The 23,488-nt window shown below is 33.3% G+C and carries 23 protein-coding genes; 4 read left to right on the top strand and 19 right to left on the bottom strand.

All coding sequences use genetic code 11. From position 1 onward, the window contains the following. Window positions 1-52 precede the first annotated feature (52 nt). From glgB to JRC48_RS00470, 5 genes are all read right to left on the bottom strand, one after another. Complete coding sequence (glgB, locus tag JRC48_RS00490) at window positions 53-2,047, bottom strand: 1,4-alpha-glucan branching protein GlgB (RefSeq protein ID WP_235069922.1); 1,995 nt, start codon at window positions 2,045-2,047, stop codon at window positions 53-55. Window positions 2,048-2,425: 378 nt separating this feature from the next. Beyond that, the gene (locus JRC48_RS00485; protein ID WP_235069921.1) at window positions 2,426-3,619 is read right to left on the bottom strand and encodes an ABC transporter permease; all 1,194 of its coding nucleotides are present in this window, start codon (window positions 3,617-3,619) and stop codon (window positions 2,426-2,428) included. Beyond that, a complete protein-coding gene (locus JRC48_RS00480; RefSeq protein ID WP_304941322.1) occupies window positions 3,612-4,304 on the bottom strand; it encodes an ABC transporter ATP-binding protein in 693 nt (230 codons plus the stop codon). Before JRC48_RS00480 ends, JRC48_RS00485 begins: the two co-directional genes overlap by 8 nt. A 16-nt stretch (window positions 4,305-4,320) precedes the next feature. Beyond that, window positions 4,321-5,169, bottom strand: coding sequence for an efflux RND transporter periplasmic adaptor subunit (locus tag JRC48_RS00475; protein WP_235069920.1), 849 nt, complete (start codon window positions 5,167-5,169; stop codon window positions 4,321-4,323). Between the two features lie 376 nt (window positions 5,170-5,545). Beyond that, window positions 5,546-5,869 carry a YunC family protein gene (locus JRC48_RS00470; protein WP_235069919.1) on the bottom strand — a complete coding sequence of 108 codons (324 nt, stop codon included), beginning with the start codon at window positions 5,867-5,869 and terminating at the stop codon, window positions 5,546-5,548. 154 nt (window positions 5,870-6,023) lie between these two features. Here JRC48_RS00470 and JRC48_RS00465 point away from each other — a divergent pair, with 154 nt between their 5' ends. Further along, complete coding sequence (locus JRC48_RS00465; RefSeq protein ID WP_235069918.1) at window positions 6,024-6,485, top strand: CBS domain-containing protein; 462 nt, start codon at window positions 6,024-6,026, stop codon at window positions 6,483-6,485. Window positions 6,486-6,518: 33 nt separating this feature from the next. Here the strand turns inward: JRC48_RS00465 and JRC48_RS00460 are convergent, their stop codons facing one another. The 6 genes from JRC48_RS00460 to sufC form a co-directional block, all read right to left on the bottom strand. Further along, window positions 6,519-6,839 (bottom strand): DUF2892 domain-containing protein, encoded by a 321-nt coding sequence (locus JRC48_RS00460; protein WP_235069917.1) that lies wholly within the window; start codon window positions 6,837-6,839, stop codon window positions 6,519-6,521. A gap of 183 nt (window positions 6,840-7,022) precedes the next feature. After that, the gene (gene sufB, locus JRC48_RS00455) at window positions 7,023-8,444 is read right to left on the bottom strand and encodes a Fe-S cluster assembly protein SufB (protein ID WP_235069916.1); all 1,422 of its coding nucleotides are present in this window, start codon (window positions 8,442-8,444) and stop codon (window positions 7,023-7,025) included. 38 nt (window positions 8,445-8,482) lie between these two features. Beyond that, on the bottom strand, window positions 8,483-8,923 hold the full coding sequence (gene sufU, locus JRC48_RS00450) for a Fe-S cluster assembly sulfur transfer protein SufU (protein WP_235069915.1): 441 nt from the start codon (window positions 8,921-8,923) through the stop codon (window positions 8,483-8,485). Next, window positions 8,910-10,148, bottom strand: a complete 1,239-nt coding sequence (locus tag JRC48_RS00445) for a cysteine desulfurase (RefSeq protein ID WP_235070972.1) — start codon at window positions 10,146-10,148, stop codon at window positions 8,910-8,912. Before JRC48_RS00445 ends, sufU begins: the two co-directional genes overlap by 14 nt. A gap of 4 nt (window positions 10,149-10,152) precedes the next feature. Next, window positions 10,153-11,370 carry a Fe-S cluster assembly protein SufD gene (sufD, locus tag JRC48_RS00440; RefSeq protein WP_235069914.1) on the bottom strand — a complete coding sequence of 406 codons (1,218 nt, stop codon included), beginning with the start codon at window positions 11,368-11,370 and terminating at the stop codon, window positions 10,153-10,155. A gap of 68 nt (window positions 11,371-11,438) precedes the next feature. Next, window positions 11,439-12,281, bottom strand: a complete 843-nt coding sequence (sufC, locus tag JRC48_RS00435) for a Fe-S cluster assembly ATPase SufC (protein WP_235069913.1) — start codon at window positions 12,279-12,281, stop codon at window positions 11,439-11,441. Between the two features lie 415 nt (window positions 12,282-12,696). On the opposite strand from sufC, the gene JRC48_RS00430 reads away from it, so the two are divergent. Further along, window positions 12,697-14,316 (top strand): Na/Pi cotransporter family protein, encoded by a 1,620-nt coding sequence (locus JRC48_RS00430; RefSeq protein ID WP_235069912.1) that lies wholly within the window; start codon window positions 12,697-12,699, stop codon window positions 14,314-14,316. Between the two features lie 43 nt (window positions 14,317-14,359). On the opposite strand, the gene JRC48_RS00425 is transcribed toward JRC48_RS00430, so the two are convergent. Continuing rightward, window positions 14,360-14,560 carry a hypothetical protein gene (locus JRC48_RS00425; protein WP_235069911.1) on the bottom strand — a complete coding sequence of 67 codons (201 nt, stop codon included), beginning with the start codon at window positions 14,558-14,560 and terminating at the stop codon, window positions 14,360-14,362. A 148-nt stretch (window positions 14,561-14,708) separates the two neighbouring features. Between JRC48_RS00425 and JRC48_RS00420 the strand changes: the two genes are divergently transcribed. After that, window positions 14,709-15,671: a Na/Pi cotransporter family protein gene (locus JRC48_RS00420; RefSeq protein ID WP_235069910.1), complete on the top strand. Its 963-nt coding sequence runs from the start codon at window positions 14,709-14,711 to the stop codon at window positions 15,669-15,671. A gap of 52 nt (window positions 15,672-15,723) precedes the next feature. Here JRC48_RS00420 and JRC48_RS00415 read toward each other — a convergent pair whose 3' ends face one another. From JRC48_RS00415 to JRC48_RS00405, 4 genes are all read right to left on the bottom strand, one after another. Beyond that, the gene (locus tag JRC48_RS00415; RefSeq protein ID WP_235069909.1) at window positions 15,724-16,959 is read right to left on the bottom strand and encodes an aminopeptidase P N-terminal domain-containing protein; all 1,236 of its coding nucleotides are present in this window, start codon (window positions 16,957-16,959) and stop codon (window positions 15,724-15,726) included. 151 nt (window positions 16,960-17,110) lie between these two features. Next, window positions 17,111-17,548, bottom strand: coding sequence for an NUDIX hydrolase (locus JRC48_RS00410; RefSeq protein WP_235069908.1), 438 nt, complete (start codon window positions 17,546-17,548; stop codon window positions 17,111-17,113). Between the two features lie 526 nt (window positions 17,549-18,074). Next, window positions 18,075-18,263 (bottom strand): GNAT family N-acetyltransferase, encoded by a 189-nt coding sequence (locus JRC48_RS12725; protein ID WP_370630375.1) that lies wholly within the window; start codon window positions 18,261-18,263, stop codon window positions 18,075-18,077. Window positions 18,264-18,281: 18 nt separating this feature from the next. Beyond that, complete coding sequence (locus JRC48_RS00405; RefSeq protein WP_235069907.1) at window positions 18,282-18,656, bottom strand: hypothetical protein; 375 nt, start codon at window positions 18,654-18,656, stop codon at window positions 18,282-18,284. A 109-nt stretch (window positions 18,657-18,765) separates the two neighbouring features. Between JRC48_RS00405 and JRC48_RS00400 the strand changes: the two genes are divergently transcribed. Beyond that, window positions 18,766-19,305, top strand: coding sequence for a hypothetical protein (locus JRC48_RS00400; RefSeq protein WP_235069906.1), 540 nt, complete (start codon window positions 18,766-18,768; stop codon window positions 19,303-19,305). 505 nt (window positions 19,306-19,810) lie between these two features. Here JRC48_RS00400 and JRC48_RS00395 read toward each other — a convergent pair. The 3 genes from JRC48_RS00395 to galT all read right to left on the bottom strand — a co-directional run bounded on the left by JRC48_RS00395 (window position 19,811) and on the right by galT (window position 23,478). Next, complete coding sequence (locus JRC48_RS00395; RefSeq protein ID WP_235069905.1) at window positions 19,811-20,818, bottom strand: YafY family protein; 1,008 nt, start codon at window positions 20,816-20,818, stop codon at window positions 19,811-19,813. Between the two features lie 161 nt (window positions 20,819-20,979). Continuing rightward, window positions 20,980-21,951: a UDP-glucose 4-epimerase GalE gene (gene galE / locus JRC48_RS00390; RefSeq protein ID WP_235069904.1), complete on the bottom strand. Its 972-nt coding sequence runs from the start codon at window positions 21,949-21,951 to the stop codon at window positions 20,980-20,982. Between the two features lie 12 nt (window positions 21,952-21,963). Then, window positions 21,964-23,478, bottom strand: coding sequence for a UDP-glucose--hexose-1-phosphate uridylyltransferase (galT, locus tag JRC48_RS00385; protein ID WP_235069903.1), 1,515 nt, complete (start codon window positions 23,476-23,478; stop codon window positions 21,964-21,966). Between the last annotated feature and the right edge of the window lie 10 nt (window positions 23,479-23,488).

Genomic DNA, 23,488 nt, shown 5'->3' with positions numbered 1-23,488 from the left:
CTTTCATCCCCCCTTCATAACCTAAAATCGACAGTTTATCGATTCCTTATTCTTATAACCCTACAATCTCTTCCTCAATGACTTCTTCATTTTTTAAAAGACTTGGTTGATATTTTAAAATCACGGCTCCATATGGTGGAATCGTCATGTCAATGTAATATGGTTTACCGTGTATCATCCCTTCTTGTGCAACTAATGGTAATCCATTATATTGATTTGATCCATGATAATAATCACGATCACTATTTAAAATCTCAACGTATTCTCCCTTCATCGGTACGCCAATCTTATAGTGATTATATGAAATTGGTTTAAAGTTTAAGACAACGACAACAAAATCATCTGTATCTTTTGCCTTACGAAGATAAGAAAACATACTTTGTTCGTTATTATGGACATCAATCCATTCAAATCCCTCAAATGAGTGATCTAACTCCCAAAAAGCAGCGTCATTTAAGTAAGTAGCATTTAAGTCTTTAATATAACGATTTGAAGCATCATGCGCTGGATATTTTAATAAATGCCAATCCACTTGTTCTTTGTCTTTCCATTCATGAAATTGTGCAATCTCATTCGTCATAAAGTTTAATTTTTTACCAGGCAGCGTCATTTGATACGTGCATAATAATCTAAATTGCGCCATCTTTTGCCAATAATCTCCTGGTGCTTTATCAACTAATGATTTTTTACCATGCACCACTTCATCGTGAGAAAATGGCAAGATAAAGTTTTCGCTATAAGCATAAGCCATTGCAAAGGTAATGTAGTTATGATGATATGGACGATAAATATTATCTAATTCAATATAATCAAGCGTATCATTCATCCATCCCATATTCCATTTATAACTAAACCCAAGTCCTCCAACAGAGACTGGTGCTGTTACTAATGGATAGCTGGTTGAGTCTTCGGCAATCATTAAGATTTTTTCATCTTCTGCAAATAATTCTGTATTTAATCGTCTTAAAAACTCAATGGCTCCTTTATTTTCTCCGCGTGATTGATTTCCCCCCCAGTAAATCATGTTGGAAACTGCATCAACACGGAATCCATCAATATGATAATACTTCATCCAAAATAGTGCGTTAGAAATTAAGAAGCTGCGTACTTCTCCTTTACCTAAATCAAAATTCGCTGTTCCCCATTCTGAAATAGCAGCGTCTGGAAATGGATATTCGTAAACAGCCTGTCCATCAAATTCAAATAATCCGTGTGCATCAAGACAAAAATGACCAGGAACCCAGTCCATAATAACACCGATTCCCGCTTCATGACATTTATTGATTAACATCATTAAATCTTTTGGTTCTCCATAACGACTACTTGCCGCATAATATCCAGTTGCCTGATACCCCCATGATCCATCAAATGGATGCTCATACATCGGCATTAACTCAATGTGCGTATAACTATGCTCTAGTACATAGTTGATTAAGTCATCCATAATTTCAGCATATGAATGAAAACTTTCTGATTCCACTAATCCTTCATGACGACGCCATGACCCTAAATGTAATTCATAAATATTAAGTGGTTGTTCAAAAATATTAGATTGTTTTCTTTTTTCAATCCAAGCATCGTCCGTCCACTTAAATCCTTCAATATCATAAATAACAGAGGCAGTATTTGGACGTTGTTCAGCATAAAACGCATAAGGATCGGCTTTAAGAATTTTCGTTCCAGAAGCTGTTGTGATTTCATATTTATACGTCTCTAACGTATTTAATTTTGGAACATATAATGACCAAATTCCATTCTCACCTATCATTTCATGATATTGACCATTCCACTCATTAAAGTCCCCAACAACACTAACAGCTTGAGCATGTGGGGCATAGACACAAAAATAAGTTCCTAACACGCCCGATTCATTTTGGATGACATGAGCCCCAAACTTTTTATATAACTGTCTATGAGTTCCTTCAGAAAAGAGATAACGATCAATTTCTGTAAACTCACAGTACGGTTTTATTTGTTTAACTAAGTTCTTTTTTAAATCATTTTTAAATAGCTGATGATTCTCCCTAGCTAGTTCAATTTCAAACATTCCAATTTCCCCCTTAAAAATATATATACTTCATGCACACTTTAATCTCTTTAATCATAACCCACCTTTATTTATGTTTGAAAAAGATTATACGTGTAAACCATTACACTTTTTAATACATGATTAGATAGTTTTTATTTTATTATAACGGAGAATCTATACTTGTTTTGTCTAATTGTGCCACATCATCTTTATTATGTATATTTTATGAAATAAAAAAAAGATTCCTTTTTTCAATTCATTCATCCTTAGAGACGCACACTAGCCATCATCTACATAGATTCATTAATTGATTAAAGAAATCTTTCTGCTCACTTGAAGACTTAACTCTATCTTACTCAGTATCGCAATATAAATCTAAACGATCTCAATCATTCATTAGACACTACGAAGAGCATCAATAGGATTTAGGCGACTAGCCTTACGTGCAGGTACAATTCCAAAAATAATACCTACGCTCGCTGAAAACCCTAAAGCTAGGACAATCGCACCAATTGAAATACTTGGTGTAAATCCAATGACAAGCGCTACAATGATTGAAATGATTATTCCTAAGATAAGTCCGATCACACCACCAAAAACAGATAAGAAAATCGACTCAATTAAAAATTGTAATTGAATACTTCTAGGCTTCGCTCCTAACGCTTTTCGAAGTCCAATTTCTGTTGTCCGTTCGGTTACTGAGACTAACATCATATTCATGATTCCAATTCCACCTACTAATAAAGCGATTGATGCAATTCCAACTAGCATCATCGTCATCATTGAATTCATGGTCTCCATCGTATCTAATAAACTTTCCATATTAATAATACTATAGCTATCTTCTTTATAGTTAAATGCTTCATTCAATATATGTTCAATATCACTAATAATTTGATCAGCATAACTAGAATCACTCATGTAAACTTCTAGTGCATTCATTTGTCTGACTCCAAATGAGCTCATCATACTAGTAGCGGGAATAATCATTTTATAATCACTATTTCCTTGTCGAGACATCATCGCCATCATATCAGTCGGTGAATCTTCTTTAATGACTCCAATGATTGTATAAGAGACGCCGTTTAAAGTCATCTTTTTGTTTAACGGATTGACTCCTAAATAAAGTTCATTAGCAATCGCTTCATTAATTAAGGCGACATTTGTTTTTTGAGCAATATCTATTGGATTAATTAATCGACCTTGAGCTAAAGATAGATGATTATTTTTGAAATAAGCTTCATTCTTTCCCTCAATCATCGTATTTTCAATCACTCGATGATTCCCAACAACTGATAAGCTTGTTTTAAGTGTGGGAGAAATTCCATCGACATAATCCACTTCTTCAATTAAATCTAAATCCGTCTCTACCAACCCTGTTTTAAACGGAGTTCCGGTGATCTGGATCGTTAATTTATTAGCTCCAAGTTCTGAGAATTGTCCCATCATTTCATCACTAACCCCTTGAACGATTGAAATTAAAGCGATAATTGACATGACACCAATCACAATTCCAAGAACAGTTAAAAAGGAACGCATCTTGTTATGGATGATATTTTGCCAAGACATAAAAATACTTTCTTTAAACATCCATAGACACCTCCTCCACAATGTTTCCATCTAAAATACGTACAATACGTGTAGCTTGTTTAGCAATTTTTTCATCATGTGTAATCATAATAATTGTCCGACCCTCTGCATGAAGCTCTTTAAATAATTCCATCACTTGATGTCCTGTTCGCTGATCGAGTGCTCCTGTTGGTTCATCAGCAAGTAAGATGGTCGGATTCGTTGATAATGCACGTGCAATGGCAACACGTTGTTGCTGTCCACCAGATAATTGATTAGGGTAATGATTTAATCGATCTGAAAGTCCAACTCGCTCAAGCATCTTTTTAGCAATTTGTTTACGTTTAACTGGGCTGACTCCTGAATAAATCATGGGTAATTCAACATTTTGCAGTGCAGTTAAGCGTGGAAGTAATTGAAAGGACTGAAAGATAAACCCAATCTCTTTACTTCGAATCTCTGCTAATTGATTTTCATCTAAATCTTTAATGTCTCGCCCTGACAGCATATACTGACCACTAGTGGCTTTATCTAAGCAACCGATAATATTCATCATCGTTGATTTTCCAGAACCCGATGGCCCAAGGATTGAAACAAACTCTCCACGATTAACCGTTAGATTAATTCCTTTTAAGATGATTTGTTCCTCTTCTCCTAAGTAATAAGATTTAGTAATATTTTTCATTGAAAGAATGTCTTCTACCATTTACATTCCCCTCCTATCACTTAGATTTTTTCATCATTTCAAATGGTGTGGTAAATTCAAGTGTTTTAGGAGTTAAAATTTCTTCTCCTGATTCAATACCCGATTTAATTTCAATGACTACGCCGTCTGTAACACCAACTTCAATGGCTTTAGTCATCACTTCCCCTTTATCATCACGATAATAAACATAGGGTGAATTTTTGTAATCAAACTGAATAGCGTTCATTGGAATGACGATAGCCTCTTTAACACTTTCATTGACTAACTTGACTTCTGTTGACATACCAACACGTAGTTCGCTATCCTCATTTAAATCAATCGTTGCAAGAAAATAAGAAACTCCATTTAATGATTGAGCTTCTTTTGAAACGTGAGAAACCGTTCCGTTAATTTCTTTATCTAAAGCATTGACTGTCACTATTGCTTCTTTTCCTACTTCAATAGACTTAATATCATACTCATCTACTTTAACTTTAACTTGTAAGTTAGTGTAGTCTGTAATATCAACAGCAATCGTTCCCGGTGTTACAACTTCTCCTTCTGTTACATAAATGGTTGCAATTTCTCCATCAATACCGGCCTTAAACTCATTTCCTTGAATGGTCGTAAATAATACATCACCTTTTTTAACTAGATCCCCCTCTGATACATTCAATGTTTGAATTTGCGTTGTCGTCGTTAAAATGATTGATTCTTTATCATTAGCTTCAATATTTCCGCTAAAGCTATAATAAGTTGTTATATCTTCAACAACTGCTGTGACTGTTTCATAGCTAACATCTTCTTTTTTCTGACTCCCGATCATGATAAAGACAAAAATCAATATCAATAAAATTGTCCATACGATCCATTTATTTTTTTTCATCTTCTATTCCTCCTAATCAAAATGATATTTTTATCACTCAATAAACTAAGTGATTACTTCGTCAAACAATTCTTTGACTAGATGTTAAACTATACTATAGTTTCATAAACTCAATGTAAACTTAATTCCATTGTAAAAATAAAATAACTATAATAATGGTAAATATTACTCAATAACTATATAAGTCCAGATAAGTTTTTCATATCGGAAAACTTTTAGCTGGACTATAGTCTGCCTCAGTATTAAAGTAATTGCTCAACTAAGACTGATATACAATGATAAAATACATTTCTGTTTCTATATAGTTTAGTCATTTTTTCAAAAAATATATAAAAAAAGTGTCTTTTCTAGAAGAATCAGACACTTTTTTCATTATTTACTTTTCTACACTTTTAGCCATTAGAACTAATGCATCTTTTCCGATTGTACCAGGTTTAATTCCTAGTTCATCACAAGCAATTGTGACTTTTGCTAAAGGAGCCTCTAACAATTGCTCAATACTACGGACACCTTCTGCGCGTCCTGCAATAATTTTTCGTGCTCGAAGTTTTTCTGAGTTATTAAAGAAATCAATATCAAGTGCTGCACACATGATGTATCCGACTTCATTAGCTACAACAAACAATGTTGTCTTAGGTAACTCAACCTCATAACTTAAAAATTCATAACCTTCAATGTTAATTTTATTTACATGTAACACAATTATCACCTCTCTATAAACTATACAAAAAGCCTAGATTTGGTGACAATTACTGATCAAAAATTGATTCATTTGAAACTTTGTTTGAATAAGGCATAACGTTTGATGGATTGTATAAACTAAAAATGAAATTTTTATACAAGGAGTACTAGATATGAAAATAAAACAATTTATGACTGATGGCATCGAAGCACTAACTCCGAACGAAACTGTTCTAAACGCCTCAAGAATTATGAAAAAACATAATATTGGATCAGTTCCTGTGATTAATGAATCCTCTGAACTTGTTGGAATCATTACTGATCGAGACATTGTTGTACGTGTTTTTGCTGACATTCTTCCGATGAATACAAAAGTTAGTGACGTCATGACACAACCTGTTCATACGATAGTTGAAACAGCTGAGGTTGGAGAAGCTATTTCTTTGATGGCTGATAAGCAAGTTCGTCGTTTACCTGTCGTTGATATCAAAAACAAGTTAGTTGGAATGATTTCGCTTGGAGATTTGGCGATTCATCAACTAACAGACGGACGTGCTGAAATGGCTTTAAAAGAAATCTCTGAACCAAATACTAACCCAAATCTTGACTTAGAAGTTGATGACTTTCCACTATAAAAAATGAGTGCCATCTCGGCACTCATTTTTTTATTACGCTTGTGTTGTTGCGTTAGTTTCATGATCATGATGATGACAACAACATTCATGTTCCATCTCTTCATAGTCGTCATCATCTTCTTCGATATCAATGACACAGTTTCCAATTGCATCATCAATTAATTCTTCATCACTTAATGTCGATAAGTCTAAAGCATCTAAAACTGGACAATAACGTGTGATACCTTCAGCCACTTTCATACTACCAAGTGCTGCCATCCAACCTCTATGTTTCATGATTCCTAAACTAATCATCATTAATCCAGCACTAATACGAACATAAGCATCCATACGTCCAACATTTTTTACACACATTTAAATCACTCCTTTCGTTAATAGTGTCTCTTTTATCGACAAATTCATACAATCAACTTAACTAGTAATTAAAGTAAAAAGGCTAATTCTACATCAAGTGAATTAGCCTTTTTATATCATTTATTTAATATGAGATTAATAATTTAGAAGTATATAAATATTGTTATCTATATCCTTTTTAGATTATCCAATTGATCCATTCATCTCTAGTTTTAATAACTGATTTAACTCAACCGCATATTCCATTGGTAATTCTTTAGCAAATGGTTCGATGAATCCCATAACAATCATTTCTGTAGCTTGTTCTTCTGTTAATCCACGACTCATTAAATAGAATAATTGTTCTTCTGATACTTTTGATACCGTTGCTTCGTGTTGAATCGTTACATCATCGTTTTTAACGATATTATAAGGAATCGTATCTGATTTTGAGATTTCATCTAAAATAATCGTATCACATTCAACATGTGATTTTGCACCTTTAGCTTTTTTACCATGCTCAACAATTCCACGATAAGTAACGTTTCCACCACCACGTGATAATGATTTAGAAATAATCGTTGAAGATGTGTTTGGAGCTAAATGAATCATTTTAGCACCTGCATCTTGAATTTGTCCTTCTCCTGCAAAAGCAATTGAAATCGTTGTTCCTTTTGCTCCTTCACCTTTTAAGACACAAGCAGGATATTTCATTGTAATTTTTGAACCGATATTTCCATCAATCCATTCCATGTGTGCATAATCTTCACAAACGGCACGTTTTGTAACTAAGTTTAAAATGTTATTTGACCAGTTTTGGATGGTTGAATAACGACAACGCCCACCTTTGCGAATGTAAATTTCAACAACAGCTGAATGTAATGAATCAGCTGAGTAAGTTGGAGCTGTACATCCCTCAACATAGTGAATATCTGCACCTTCATCGACGATAATTAAAGTACGTTCAAACTGCCCCATACTTTCTGTATTAATACGGAAATATGATTGCAACGGTTTTTCAATTTTCACGCCTTTTGGAACATAAATAAATGATCCACCTGACCAAACAGCACTATTTAAAGCTGAGAATTTATTATCTGCATATGAAATAACTTTTCCGAAATATTCTTTAAATAAATCTGGATATTCACGTAAAGCTGAATCTGTATCCATGAAGATAACACCAGCTTCTTCAAGTTCTTTTTGATTATTATGATAAACAACCTCAGATTCATATTGAGTTGATACACCCGATAAAAACTTAGCTTCTGCTTCTGGAATTCCTAATTTATCAAATGTGTCTTTAATTTCATCTGGAACGTCTTCCCAACTATTTTCCGTTTTTTCAGATGGTTTAATATAATAGGTATAATCATCAAAGTTAATTTCTGATAAATCAGGTCCCCATTCGGGCATAGGTGTTTTCGCAAAATGCGTATAAGCTTTTAATCGATATTCTAACATCCATTCAGGTTCACCTTTAATGGTAGAAATTTCACGAACAACGTCTTCAGAAATTCCTTTCCCTGTATCTTTTAAATTTTTATATTCGGTTTTGAAGCCATATTTATAGTCTGTGACAAGGCCTTCAAATTCATTTTTTTTCTCTTGTACTTCAGCACTCACCCAGTAACCCTCCATTTCGGTTTGGTATGATTTTTATGTTATTTTTTCATTTCATTGATTGCTTGTTCTGCTGCTTTCCATGAAATCGTTGCACACTTTACACGTGCTGGGAATTTTGATACGCCTTGATAAACTGGAGCATCTCCCATATCTAAATCTTCATCAAATTCATGACCTTTAACTAATTCATAGAAGTTATTTGTGATCGTTTGAGCTTCATCTAATGTTTTTTCTTTTAATGTTTGTGACATCACAGAAGCTGAAGAACAACAAATAGAACATCCAGTTCCTTCATGACGTAAATCAATGATTTTACCATCTTCTACTTTTACTTGAACGGTAATATCATCTCCGCATGTTGGATTTTTTAAATGAACTTCATGATATCCATCCTCTTGTAATAATCCTTTATTACGTGGATTTTTATAATGATCCATAATAACTTGGCGATAAAGTTGTTCTAAATTAGAAAAAGACACCGTCAAAAAACTCCTTTCCTTTTCGAGTGGCTTCAATAAATGCATCCACTTCTTCTTTCGTGTTATATAAATAAAAACTTGCACGTAACGTAGCGGGTTGACATAACCATCCCATTAATGGCTGAGCACAGTGATGACCTGCACGAACACAAACACCTTCAGCATCATAAATAGTTGCCGCATCGTGAGGGTGAACACCATCAATATTGAATGAAATAATTCCCGTCTTTGCATCTTGATTAAAGATTGTTACGCCACCTAATTCATTTAATTTCTCAACTGCATAGTTACGTAATTCTAATTCGTGTGCTGCAATTTGATCAAAACCAATGGATTCTAAATAGTCAATGGCTGCGCCGAGTCCGATAGCTCCTGCAATAACAGGTGTTCCTGCTTCAAAACGATAAGGCGCATCTTTCCAAGTTGATGTCACTTCACCAACAATATCAATCATTTCGCCACCAAATTCGATCGGTTCTAATGCGTTTAATAATTCATATTTTCCATATAAACATCCAACTCCAGTTGGACCACACATTTTATGTCCACTAAATGATAAGAAATCACAATCTAAATCTTGGACATCAATTTTCATGTGAGGGACTGCTTGTGCAGCATCAACGGAAACAATAGCTCCTACTTCGTGGGCTAAAGCAGTAATTTCTTTAATTGGAGCGATATATCCCATAACATTTGAAACATAATTAATAGCCACTACTTTTGTTTTTTCGCTTAAAACTTTTTTAAAGTTTTCAACAGTAATTTGTCCTGACGCATCTAGGGGAATAAATTTTAAAACAGCTCCCTTAATACGTGCAACATGTTGCCATGGTAAGAAACTACTATGATGCTCTAATTCGGAAACGATAATTTCGTCTCCTTCTTTTAAATGATCGAAACCATAACTTTGAGCGACTAAATTTAAGGCATGTGTTGCCCCTTTTGTAAAAACAATTTCTTCTGCTTTTTTAGCATTAATTAATTGCTTAACTTTTTCACGAGCCCCTTCATAAAGCTCAGTTGCATCGTTACTTAATTGATAAACACCGCGATGAACATTAGATGTTTTCTTTGTATTATAATGATTTACGGCGTCAATAACCACTTGAGGCTTTAACGTTGTAGCACCACTATCTAAGTATACTAATGGATGTCCGTTCATCGTTTCCTTTAAAATAGGAAAGTCTTCACGAATACGATTAACATCGATTGACATTGTCTCCACCTCTTTAAGCATTAATTTTACGTTCGATAACCTTTAAAAACTCTGATTTAACGACTTCGCTACGAATGTCATCAATAAATGGCATTAAGAATCCGTGAATAATTAAGATCTCTGCTTCACGACGAGTTAATCCACGACTCATTAAGTAGTATAATTGCTCTTCATCAATTTTTCCTACACCTGCTGCATGTCCTGCCTTAACATCATATTCATCAATTAAAAGGATTGGGTTTGCATCCGCACGTGCCGTTTCTGATAAAATCATCGCACGACTTTCTTGCTGTGCATTTGATCCGTTCATTCCTTTATTAATCTTACCAATTCCATTAAACGTTAATTGAGCATTATCTTTTGATACCCCATGATTAACGATATGTCCCTCTGTATATGGAGCAAAATGTTCAATATTAACAGTAATATTTTGTTTTTGATCTCCTTCAGCAATAGCAACTGTTTTAACTTCCGCTGTTGCTCCTTGACCAACTAAAGCCACTAAATTTTCTGAAACAGTATTTCCATCATTTAATGCACCGAGTGACAGTAAAAAGCGTCCATTTGCTTCAACAGCCGTTTTACGACACTGATAAACGGTTGAATCTTGATGTAATCGATCCATCGCTGCATACTCTACTAAAGCATTTTCTGAAACGATGACTTCTGAAATCGTGTTGATCGTTGATTTTTTATCATTATAATAATTTTCAATATATTTTAATTGTGAACTTTGTTCAGCTACAATTAGCGTGTGATTCATTAATGAACCTGTTTCTTGAACATAAACAACATTTAAAACATCTTGAACCACTTTATTTTTTGGTACATGAATAAATAATCCACTATTTAAGTTTGCCGCATGTAAAGCAACTAACTTATTCATTTCAATCGGTGTTAATTTCATGAAGTGTGACTTGAATAATTCTTCATAAGTCGTTAGCGCCTCTGTTAAATCAGCTACAACAACTCCATCAAATGAATCATTTAATTTTTTATATACAACAACTCCATCACAAACAATCACGATGTTTTGTTCATCATGATTGACTAGATGTGATACTGTTGCTGGAATTTTATTTTCTTTATCGTTAACTTCAGATCCTACTTCAATCGTCTCAAAAGCCCAGTTTTTAATCGTTGTACGGTCTGCTTTTGGTAATTTTAAAGAAGGCACTAAAGTCTTAGCTTGCTCTTGCATTTCTTTAAACCAATTTGGTAATTGCGTCATCAATCTGACCCCTTTCATCTAACTTTCAACATTTAATCTAATTAATACTCTCTTAAGATAGTCTTAGATTATAGGTCTAACATTTCTTTTGTTGCACATGTTCCGATTGATACCACTTTACGTTTTTCATCTTCAACAATTACTCGCTCATCTTCAATTCCTAATTCTTGCTTAATCCAGTCGTATCCTTCACGATCAATTCTCTCAATTAATTCTGGCCCTCCAGATTTCACGATACGACCTTTCATCATGATATGAACAAAATCAGGTTTAATATGATCTAATAAACGTTGGTAGTGAGTGATTAATAAGCATCCAAAGTTTTCACTACGCATTGAGTTAACTGCTTGACCAACAATACGTAATGCGTCAACGTCAAGCCCTGAGTCAATCTCATCTAAGATCGCAATTTTAGGTTTTAACATTAACATTTGTAAAATTTCATTACGTTTTTTCTCACCACCTGAGAATCCTTCATTTAAATAACGGTGTGGTAAGTCTTGACGCATTTCTAATTTCTCTACGTTTTTATCTAATTCACGAATAAATTTAAATAAAGGAACATCTTTTCCTTCTTCCATACGCGTTTGCATCGCAGTACGTAAGAAGTCTGAGTTTGTTACCCCTGGAACTTCTGCAGGATATTGCATCGCTAAGAATAATCCTGCACGAGCACGTTCATCCACTGACATTGATAAAACATCCTCATGATTTAATGTCACATTTCCACTTGTTACTTTGTATTTTGGATGTCCCATAATGGTAGAAGATAATGTCGATTTCCCAGTTCCGTTAGGTCCCATGATCGCATGAACTTCTCCACCTTTAATTTCTAAGTTTACTCCTTTTAAAATTTCTTTATCTTCAACGTTTGCACGTAATTCTGATATCTTTAAAACAGGCTTTTGCATGGTTTAATTCCTCCACTCAAGTCATTTGCATTTTTCAAATTAATTTTATTATACTAAATTCACACCCTAAAACCAAATGATATAGTAATCTTATTTATAATTGTCCTTACAAACTCTTATAAAACAGGTAATCTCTGGTTAGTTTTCGATTTCATCTCATATTACATACATATTTTTCAGCAAAATTCTTAAAACTGAGATTAGATAGTCAAAAATAATAAGATGAAAACAGAATGGTCATTCGATCAATAAATGGTTAAAAGTAATATTTGAAAATAAAGCAATAAATTTTTAAATTCATACTAAATAAAAAATATAATTTTTTATCTAAAACAAGATTAATCTATAAACATATTATTTTCATTTGTAAGTTTTTGTAGTATGATGGAAAAGGATAAAATTTGGAGGTAACTGTATGGAATACATTAATATCTTACTAGGGCTTTTTAGTGGATTAGCTCTGTTTTTATTCGGTATGGAGTTTATGGGAGATGGTCTTGAGAATGCCGCAGGATCACGCTTAAAATCGTTCTTCGATAAAGCCATTACAAATCCACTTAAAGGAGCTTTAGTAGGAACAATTGTCACAGCAATTATACAAAGTAGTAGTGCAACAACTGTTATGGTGGTTGGTTTCGTTAACGCTGGACTTATGAGCTTATACCAAGCTGTAGGTGTTATTATGGGGGCGAACATCGGAACAACGATTACAGGTCAATTAATCACATTTAAAATTGACGATTACATCCCATTATTCATTATTATCGGGGCAGCCTTAATCTTGTTTATGAAACAAGAAAAACGCAAAGAAATCGGAAAGATCATCTTTGGTTTTGGTCTTTTATTTATGGGGTTATCAGCGATGAAAGATGCTATGAGCCCAATTGCTGAAACAACATTTTTCCAAGACTTAATTTTAGCTTTAGAAGGAAATATGTTCTTAGGAATTTTAGTCGGAGCAGCGATGACTGCGGTTGTACAAAGTTCATCTGCATCAACAGCAATTCTTTTATCCTTAGCTGCGACAGGTGCAATTAGCTTACAAGTCGCAATTCCAATCTTATTCGGTAACAACATTGGAACGTGTGTTACTGCTTTATTATCAAGTTTAAACGCAAATAAAGTTGCTAAGAAAGCTGCATTTATTCACTTATCATTCAACTTAATCGGAACATTAATCTTCTTACCATTGATTAATATTCTTTCACAAGTTGTTGTTTATATGGGTGGAGATATTGATAAACAAATTGCTAATGCTCACACAATTTTCAATGTCGTGAATGCCATTATCTTACTCCCATTTTCAGGTGTATTTGTTAAATTAGCTAATCTAGCACTTAAAGATAACGAAGGTGAACAACCAACAATTAATCGCTTGGATCGCCGTTTCCTTGAAACACCTGCGATTGCATTTGAACAAGCATTCCAAGAAAGTTTAACTATGTATGATTTAGCAAAGGAAAACTTAACACTTGCAACGAATGCTTTAATTGACGGTAAAGCCACTGATTTTAAAAAGGTCTATGAGAATGAATCAGAAATTAACCGCTTAGAACGTGATTTATCTACGTTCTTAGTCTCAATTTCTTCTCATGATATTACAGAGGTTGATACAAACCGTATTACGTCAATGATTAAAATTGTGAGTGATATTGAACGTATCGGAGACCACAGTAAAAATATTGCTGAATTAGCCGAAGAGGTTTCAACTAGTAAGCTTAAATTTACAAACGATGCACTAGAAGAATTAAAATTAATGTATAACTATACTCTAGAATCAATTAACTCTTCTTATGCGAGTTACAAAAACAATAATCGTGAAAAAGCAAATGACACGGTTATCTTTGAAGAAAACATTGATCGCTTAGAAGAGTTATTACGTGATAAACATATCCAACGTCTAAGTCAAAACAAATGTAACGCTCATAGCGGTGCCGTCTTCTTAGACGCAATTTCGAACTTTGAACGTATCGGTGATCACTCTATTAATATCGCTGAATATATTTTAAGTTTAGAAGATAATTTTAAAAAATAATAAAAAAAGAAGCTAAGGTTAGTCGTCTTAGCTTCTTTTTTTATTAACTTTTGATTCCAAACACTAAATCCATTGCGGTTAATAACTCATGTGCTTCTTCATGACTTCGAATGGGATGATATTTAAAAAAGTCTAATGTCTTAAGTTGAGCCTCACTCACTATGCGATCAATAGGGCCTCCGTTTTCCAGTGTTGCCCTTAATCTTTCCTCTAACTCAACAACTTTGAATAAAATCTGATTCATCAGTCAAACATCTCCCTCTTTTAAATAAACTGACTTATTATGACTTAAAACTAAGCAGCTTATTCAATTTCGTCGAAGAAATTATGGACTAATTAATCGCCGAAACACGTACACTCTAAAGACAAAATCATCAATAGGAGTGAAAACAATGAACGTACTACTAATTATTATTCGTTTATTTTTTGGGCTTGGCCTTTTTTTATATGGAATGAGACAAATGAGCAACGCGTTGAAAGCATTAGCTGGTGATAAACTTAAAGAAACTGTTTCGACTACTATTACTTCACCGTATAAAGGTGCACTAATCGGTTGTTTGTTTACCGCACTTGTACAAAGCAGTTCCGCTATTACTGTATTAGTCGTGGGATTAGTTGATGCTGGACTTATGACACTATTGCAAGCAACAGGGGTAATAATGGGAGCAAATTTGGGAACGACGATTACGACTCAGCTTATTACTTTAAACCTTACCGACTTTATTCCTGGATTTATTCTTTTAGGAGCTATCGTTATGATCCTTTCTAAAAATAAAAAATTTTATCACATTGGGCATTTTCTTTTTAGTTTTGGGATACTTTTTTTAGGACTTGAAGTTGTAAAATTATCAATGAATCCCATCGTATCATCTGATTTATTTCAACGATTAATTTTTAATGTTCAAGGAAGTTCATTAATGTGTATTTTACTTGGAATGTCGATTACATTTTTAATTCAAAGTTCATCTGCCTCTACCGCCATTTTAATCTCTCTTGTTTCAACAGGGGCGATTACGCTTCATACAGCTATTCCTATCTTATTTGGTCATGAAATTGGAACTTGTTTAACAGCCATCCTTTCTAGCTTAGGAGGAAATACCGCAGGTAAACAGGCAGCTTTAATTCATTTTACCTTTAATATGTTAGGAACACTACTTTTCTTACCATTTATTGATTTATTAATTGAGTTTACCGCTATATTTAGTGCCACACCGGAACGACAAATTGCAAACTCACAACTCTTTTTTAACTTATCAACTGTTATTTTATTTTTACCTTTTAGTAAATTATTCGTTAAATTTGCTCAAACTATTTTTCATACTCCAACTCAATCCTCTTATCAACGTTATCAATGAAAAAGGGAGAACAATAAACTGTTCTCCCTTTTTTATTGATTCTGTTTTATTTTTAAGCCATGAATGCTTCAATGTCTTCAATCGATTTAATAATATCTTTTGATAAATTTTCATGTCCATCTTTTGTAATTAAAATATCATCTTCGATACGAATTCCAATTCCTTCTTCAGCGATGTATAATCCTGGTTCAATGGTAATGACCATACCTGGCTGTAATACACCTCCACGACCACCAACATCATGAGTATCTAATCCTAAGTAATGACCAATTCCATGATAGTAGTATTTTGATATCTCTTCATCTTTCTCAATTAATCCTAATGATTTGCAGCCTTCAGCTAATTTTTTACGTGCAAACTCATTTAAATCTTGTAATGAGACACCAGGTTTAATCATTTCGATCGTTGCCACTTGAGCGTCTAATACCGCTTGGTAAACTGCTCGTTGACGATCCGTGAACTTTCCGTTAATAGGGAATGTTCGTGAAATATCTGAGCAATAATACTTCCACTCACATCCTAAATCAAATAAGATTAAATCCCCATCACGGCAAACTGAATCGTTTCTATCGTAATGTAAGACTGTCGCATTTTCTCCCGCTGCTGCAATGGTATGGAAAGATGTCTTTTTAACACCTTCTGTTTTAATTGTAAAATCATAGTGTGCTTCTAACTGATATTCATACATTCCTGGTTTTGAATTTTTCATTAAACTTTCAATTCCAAGACGTGTCTTTTCAATCGCTGTACGCATATTAGCAATTTCATCTTCAGATTTAATTAAACGTAGTGCAGTAATAGCTTGATAAATATTTTGAACGTGTAAAAACGGATATTGGCGTTTTAATTCTTTTGCAAATTGAACTTGAATTGTGTCTTGGTGATGATATGATCCACGTTCGAAATCAAAATAAGCATTCTCAAAAGGGTCATTCAATAACCAACGACCTAACATGGAGCGTAATTCACTTTCAGGAAATACATTTTTAATTCCTGACATTTCTTTTGCTTCATCAGCACTCATACGCTTTCCAGTCCACTTTTCTTCCACTTCTGAAACAGTTTCAATAAATAAGTAATCTTCCATTATCCCATTAATTTTACGTAAAACATAAACCATTTTAGGACGATCTAAATTCGTTAAATAATAAAAGTTACGATGTGGTGTATACTCATAAAATTGATCACCTGAACGAACCGGTGCTTCCCCTGATAATAAGATTAATAATGAATTATCCTTAATATTTGCCCCTAGTTTTTGACGTCTAGATTTTAAGATTTCTAACATGCAAACTCACTCCTTTTCAAATATTTCTACTATTATAACATAGATTAATTCATGGCATAATAGTTTTTAAAATTTTATTCGTCTACTTTTTTAAACAAAATTAATAGCTTCATTTCAATAAAAAAAGATTTTATTTTGTAGTGGTGTTTCTTTAGATTAACTGCATGGCTTTTTTAACTGCCCAGGCCTGATGATCGAGATGAAGTTGACTTAAACATTCATCTAAACTGAGCCACACTAACTCATGATCACGCTCAATTGGTTGCGTGATCTGTTCTAATTTCGTTGCCAAGTAAAAGTGACCTGTTGCATGTAAATAAAGATGGCGATAGTTGGAGTAATAATAATTTGAGGCTTTACAAACAAATTGATTAATTTCAATGTTCCAGCCAAGTTCTTCTATACATTCACGACGTAAACACGCTTCTTTACTTTCAACACCTTCTAAACCACCTCCAGGTAAAAAATAACCATGAGGTAACCGAACCGTTGCAACTTCATTTTTATCATTTAAAATAACAGCATAAACTCCTTCACGATCCACATAAGTTTGATTTACTAACTTCTCACCAAATACATCATTAGTCATTTTCACACATCCAATCTTTTTCAATCTCTTAGCTTATTTAAAATACATGGTCTAAAATTATCTTAACATATGATGCTTTATGTAAAGCATTCGTTTTCATTTAAGTCATTAACTCTAGCCTACTTACATTTTCACTTGATAAGTATTTAAAACGAATCTTAGCATCTTAAATCACTTAACTACCTATCTTATTACTTCTTAAGCGGGAATAATGAATTTCAATTCATCTACTAACTTAACTAGAAATAATAAATTTGTCATTTCATATTTGATTATAACGAGTTTTAACCTCAGCATTTGTCAATTTTTGTTGTTTGTTTTCGTTAGCTGATTGCATCTTCTTGCAAACCAAAAAACTCTCCTGATTATCTTCATTTTAATAAAAGAAAAAAACTAAACTAATTGCAACATTCCTAATGGTCTCTCACAATCAATCTAGTTTTTTCACTGCTAATCACACCCCTATTGCCCCTTTATTATATTACATTCCCATATAAGCAGCAACAGCGATGATTGTCATTTATTGTCATCTATTATCCGAACTGTATTTCATTGAAATGGTTCGCGTTAATCTTAGCCTAAGTAAGATTTTTTGTTTCTTTGTTACGTTTATTTTAAATCCAAATCGCTGATATAAACGAAGGGCTTCTTTATTTGTCGATAAGACATCTAGTAAGTATTCACTTCCCTTTATCTCATCGATTAAAAATTTCAATAACTGAGTTCCAATCCCTCATCTTCGATACTTTGGATGAACAGCGAGTGTATTGATATAAATCTGATGATTACCCACCTTCTTTTCTTTCTGCACCACATCAAAATAAACTTGTAACGACTTCCACCCTAGTATCTCTTTTATTTCCTTCATGCTTATTTCAAACGAGGCTTGATCACGGGTTGAATAAGTAATTAGCCCAATCACTTCATGAGAATCCGTCAGAATAAAGCATTGTTGAGTTCGCATAGCTCGACTAAATAATTCAACTAAGAGCTCTTTTTCTATAGAGAATCGAGAAAATTCCTTTTTAAATTGTTCAACTAAAAATGTGGCTACTCTACCTCTTTCACACTCTTCAGCGCGTTTAATGTGATTATTCATTTCATCCATCCACTCACCCCATTCTCAAAAACTTAATTAATTTTTCATTCCACTACCTTAAAATATAATTGTTGTCATTAGCATATAGTTTATCAAAAGTTATGACTTAGGAGGAACTATGCTAAATTACATTAAGTCTCGATTAATCATTGGTTTACTTCTTATTCTTAGTTTAGATTTAATTGCTCTTTACATCACGACTACGACAGTCACTTCAATGGATGATGATTTAAAATCTCGTTTAAATCATGAGATTTATCTAATCGATCAGATTCACTATGAAAAGAATGAATTTATTTTATTTCAGGACTTAGCTACTAATCAACTTGATATTGCCATCTATGAACCGAATGCCATCTTATTTTGGCGATACAATCTCTCTAATATGGTTTCAGCTCCTAAAGGAGCACAGGTGAATCGCTGTCAAATGTATCAATCCTCAAATTATTTACTTCTTTGGGGATTAAATGAAGACTTACAAGCGAGCACTTTAAAATTAACATTCAATGATCAAACGTATCTTGAAGATTTATCTCAGGATTTATATTTTATAAAAGTTTATCCTTTAAATGGTCGTTCTTTAGAAAAGATTAACTGCTCATTTTATAATGATGATGACCATGATATTTCTTCTTACTTCTTTGAATCGTTCAATTAATGATAATTATCTTTTTAATGTCTTAATCAATAAAAAAACCACTAGATTGTTGATCTAGTGGTGCAACGATAATACATTCCCTTCACGTAATTCCTCGATTTCATTCCCCCATATGAAATCAATCCTCTAATCACTTAGAGTTTAAAAATCACAAGTAATAATTTATCATACTTTGAATACGTTTTCAATGTTATAATTGTGTTATTTTAATGACCGATAAACTAAGCACTTGATTTCTACTTTTTTAGTCATAAAAAGCGATTACTTCTTCCCAATAGAATTAATCGCTTTTTATAATTTGACTTTAAACTTAAAAATTTTTTATTTCTTTAATCTCGTTATTTTAGTTTAAATAAGACAATTTTTTAACATTTTAATTATTATAACTCCCAAATTTATAATAATTAGTATTTTTTATAAACGAACTTATTTTAAACAAAACATTACCCATTATTTATTAATACTGGCTCCCAATCCAATATTAATATCCCAAATTTGATGTCGTCTATTGATCATACATCTGTGATAAACGCCTAATTTCATTCTTCATCTCTTCAACAAGACTTGGAGGTGATAAGACTCTAATTCTTGTTGATTGACTCATTAACCACATAATAATTCCTTTACCATACACTTCCGCTTCAATGACATATTTATTAAACTCCTGCTCTAAAATGGTGGCAGTCGGTAATCGATCTAGAACAGGTTCAATTAAAGAGCCATGAAATTCAAATTTTACTTTAATTAATTCGCCTAAGAACATGAACTGAATTCTTTTTCTAAATTCCCCTTCTTCAAATCGGTTAGAATAAGGTAAATAAAACTTTTCATCTAACGCTTCATAGCTTTCAATTCGATCCACTCGGAACACTCGTAAATAATCATTATTTAATTTATCATAACTAAATAAGTAATATTTTGGTTCTTCCATATAAGCAATTAGATAAAAGTAAAAATCCGAAAACATGATACTGACGGGTTTTAAGTTTCGATGTAGTCTTCGCTCATCATGACGAAGATATGAGATTTTAATCATCTGCTGACGATTAATAATTTGACTTAAGTCCCAAACCTTATCAATCAAATCACTGTCATGCCTTAATGGAACGTAGTTAAACACTTCATTTCCTATTAATTCTTTTATGAGCTTTTGATCAGGTTCATCTAATTGAACAAGTAACATATTAATTAAATCACTTATTTCTTTTTGATTTAACGGTCGACTAGCTAATAAAATCTTCAGCATTAATAAAATTTTCTTTCGATCAAAGCTATGATTTTTACTACCTAGTAACTGATACCCTCGATGTTTTCGACTATACTTCAACTCTAAATTCGCGCAATCAGGCTGATTGGCTAAGTAAAACCGCAGATGCTCAATATCCCTTTGAATGGATTTGTTGTTAACTCCAAATTCAAGAGCTAATTGATCCTTGTTTAATATTTGTCCTTTTTCTAGGCGCTGATAAATAGATAAAACTCGATTAATTCGATGGTCTTTATCTTTTTCCATAATTTCACCATTTCCCCAATATTATATCATTTAAGATAGACATATTATGTCCATTTATATAAATTATAGGATATTTTTATCATTTTTTGAATAAAATTACTTTCATTCATTAGATGATTAACATAACAAAAAAGCTATCTCAATTGAGATAGCTTTAATTCTTATTTATTTTTTTCTACTGCCCAAGCACTAGCAATCATATCTTTAACTTCAGGATGTTTTGGTGTCCAACCTAAAATATCTTGAGCTTTTTTACTTGAAGCAATTAACTTCGCAGGATCTCCTGCACGACGTGGTGAAATAACAGCTGGAATTGGATGATTGGTTACTTCGCGTGCTGCTTCAATCATTTCAAGAACACTAAATCCTTCTCCATTTCCTAAGTTACAGATTGTACTTTCTCCACCATTAACTAAGTATTGCATCGCTAAAATATGAGCTTCTGCTAAATCGCAAACATGGATGTAATCGCGGATACAAGTTCCATCTGCTGTATCATAGTCATCACCGAAAACATTAATCGCTTCACGACGTCCTGATGCAACTTGTAAAATAATTGGAATTAAATGCGTTTCTGGATCATGTTTTTCTCCAATTAATCCTGATGGATGAGCTCCCGCTACGTTAAAGTAACGTAATGAAACATAGTTTGTTTCGTGTGCTTTATGATACCAGTTAATCATACGCTCCATCGCTAATTTCGTTTCCCCATAAACATTCGTTGGATTCGTTGGATCTGTCTCTAAGATTGGAATATTTTGAGCTTCCCCATAAGTCGCTGCTGTTGATGAGAAGACGATATTTTGAACGCCACAATCAACCATCGCTTTTAATAAAACATTTGTTCCACTCATGTTATTGTCATAATACTTATAAGGATTTGTCATACTTTCCCCAACTAATGAGTAAGCAGCAAAGTGAATCACACCATCGACATTTTCCTTACGTAAAACTTCTGTCATGAAACGATAATCACCAATGTTTCCATGATAGAACGTTGCATTTGGATGAACATCCCCGCGATGTCCTGTTACTAAATTATCCACCACTACAACGTCATGCCCTTGTTCAATTAAAGCATAAACAGCGTGTGATCCAATATACCCTGCTCCACCTGTTACTAAAACTTTCATTTCTCTTCCTCCTTATAATGAACAATTAATTGAATTAATGAATCGTTGAATTCCTTCTAATCCTTCGTCCGTTAATTTATATACACCACAACACTCTAAAATTTCAACAAATTTTTGTCCAACTTCAGTTTCAACAATAGACATTGCTTCATCAGTGCTTACTGATTCATAACGTCCTAACATTTCATTTAACCAAGGAAGGTGCTTTTCAAGTCCTGATTCTTCTAACATCTTTGAATCACGAGCTACTAACGCCTGTTTAACGATTTCAAGCTCATCTTTTAAACGTCCAGGTAATACCGCTAATCCCATAACTTCAATTAATCCAATGTTTTCTTTCTTCAAGTGATGTAGGTGAGCATGTGGATGATAAATTCCGTCTGGATGCTCATCTGATGTACGATTATTACGTAATACTAAATCTAATTCATATTTTCCATTTTTAAAGCGAGCAATTGGAGTAATCGTGTTATGTGGAGTACCGTCCGTTGAAGCAAAAATTCCTAAGGCTTCATCACTATATTCACGCCATGCATTTAAAATAATATCTCCTAATTCTACAAGACGTTCACGGCTTTCTCCTTTTAAACGTAAGACACTTAACGGCCAATTCACAAATCCAACTTCAACATCTTCATAGTTTAAGACATTTAACGTTTTTAAAATTGGAGCTGTTTCCATCGCAAACTCATACGCTCCACCTTGGAAGTGATCATGCGTTAAAATTGATCCTCCAACGATTGGTAAATCTGCATTTGATCCTAAGAAATAATGTTTAAACTGACTAACAAACTCTAATAAACGTTCAAACGTTAAACGTGAGATTTTCATTGGTTCATGAGCACCTTTTAAAACGATACAGTGCTCATTGTAATAAACATATGGCGAGTATTGTAAAAACCATTCTTCTTTTGTTAATTCAAGCGGAATAATGCGATGATTTTGTCGAGCTGGATGATTTAATGTCCCTGCATATCCTACATTTTCTTGGCAGAGTAGACATTTTGGATAGTTTGAGCTTGGTAAGCTTTTTGCCATCGCAATCGCTTTTGGATCTTTTTCAGGTTTAGATAAGTTAATGGTAATATCTAAGTTTCCATACTTCGTTTTTGCTTTCCAGCTTAAGTTTTTAGCCACACGACTGACACGGATATAATTTGAAGCTTTACTTAAATCATAATAATATTTTGTTGCCTCTTTTGGATTTTGAGCATGAAAATCTTCAAACGTTTGAACCACTTCAGATGGACGTGGCATTAAACAATCCATGATTTTTGTATCTAATAGATCGCGATGGTCCACGCTATCGCACTCAAGAACTCCATTTTCTTTAGCGTAATCTAGCATCGCTTCTAAGATTTCACTTGGATTTTCCATCGGCTCTAATTGTACTGCTTCATATTCAAATGATGGAACTTTTAAAATATCGATGATTTTGTTAGCAGCATATAATAAATCTGCTTCTTTAATCATGTCATGCTGTAATCCAAAACTGATTAAACGATTAATTTCATAATTGATGTTCATGCTCTACTCT

Source organism: Turicibacter sp. TJ11, from assembly GCF_021497505.1.
Taxonomy (GTDB): domain Bacteria; phylum Bacillota_I; class Bacilli_A; order MOL361; family Turicibacteraceae; genus Turicibacter.
The sequence above is the reverse complement of the archived record's forward strand: the minus strand, read 5'-3'. Positions and strand labels throughout refer to the sequence as shown.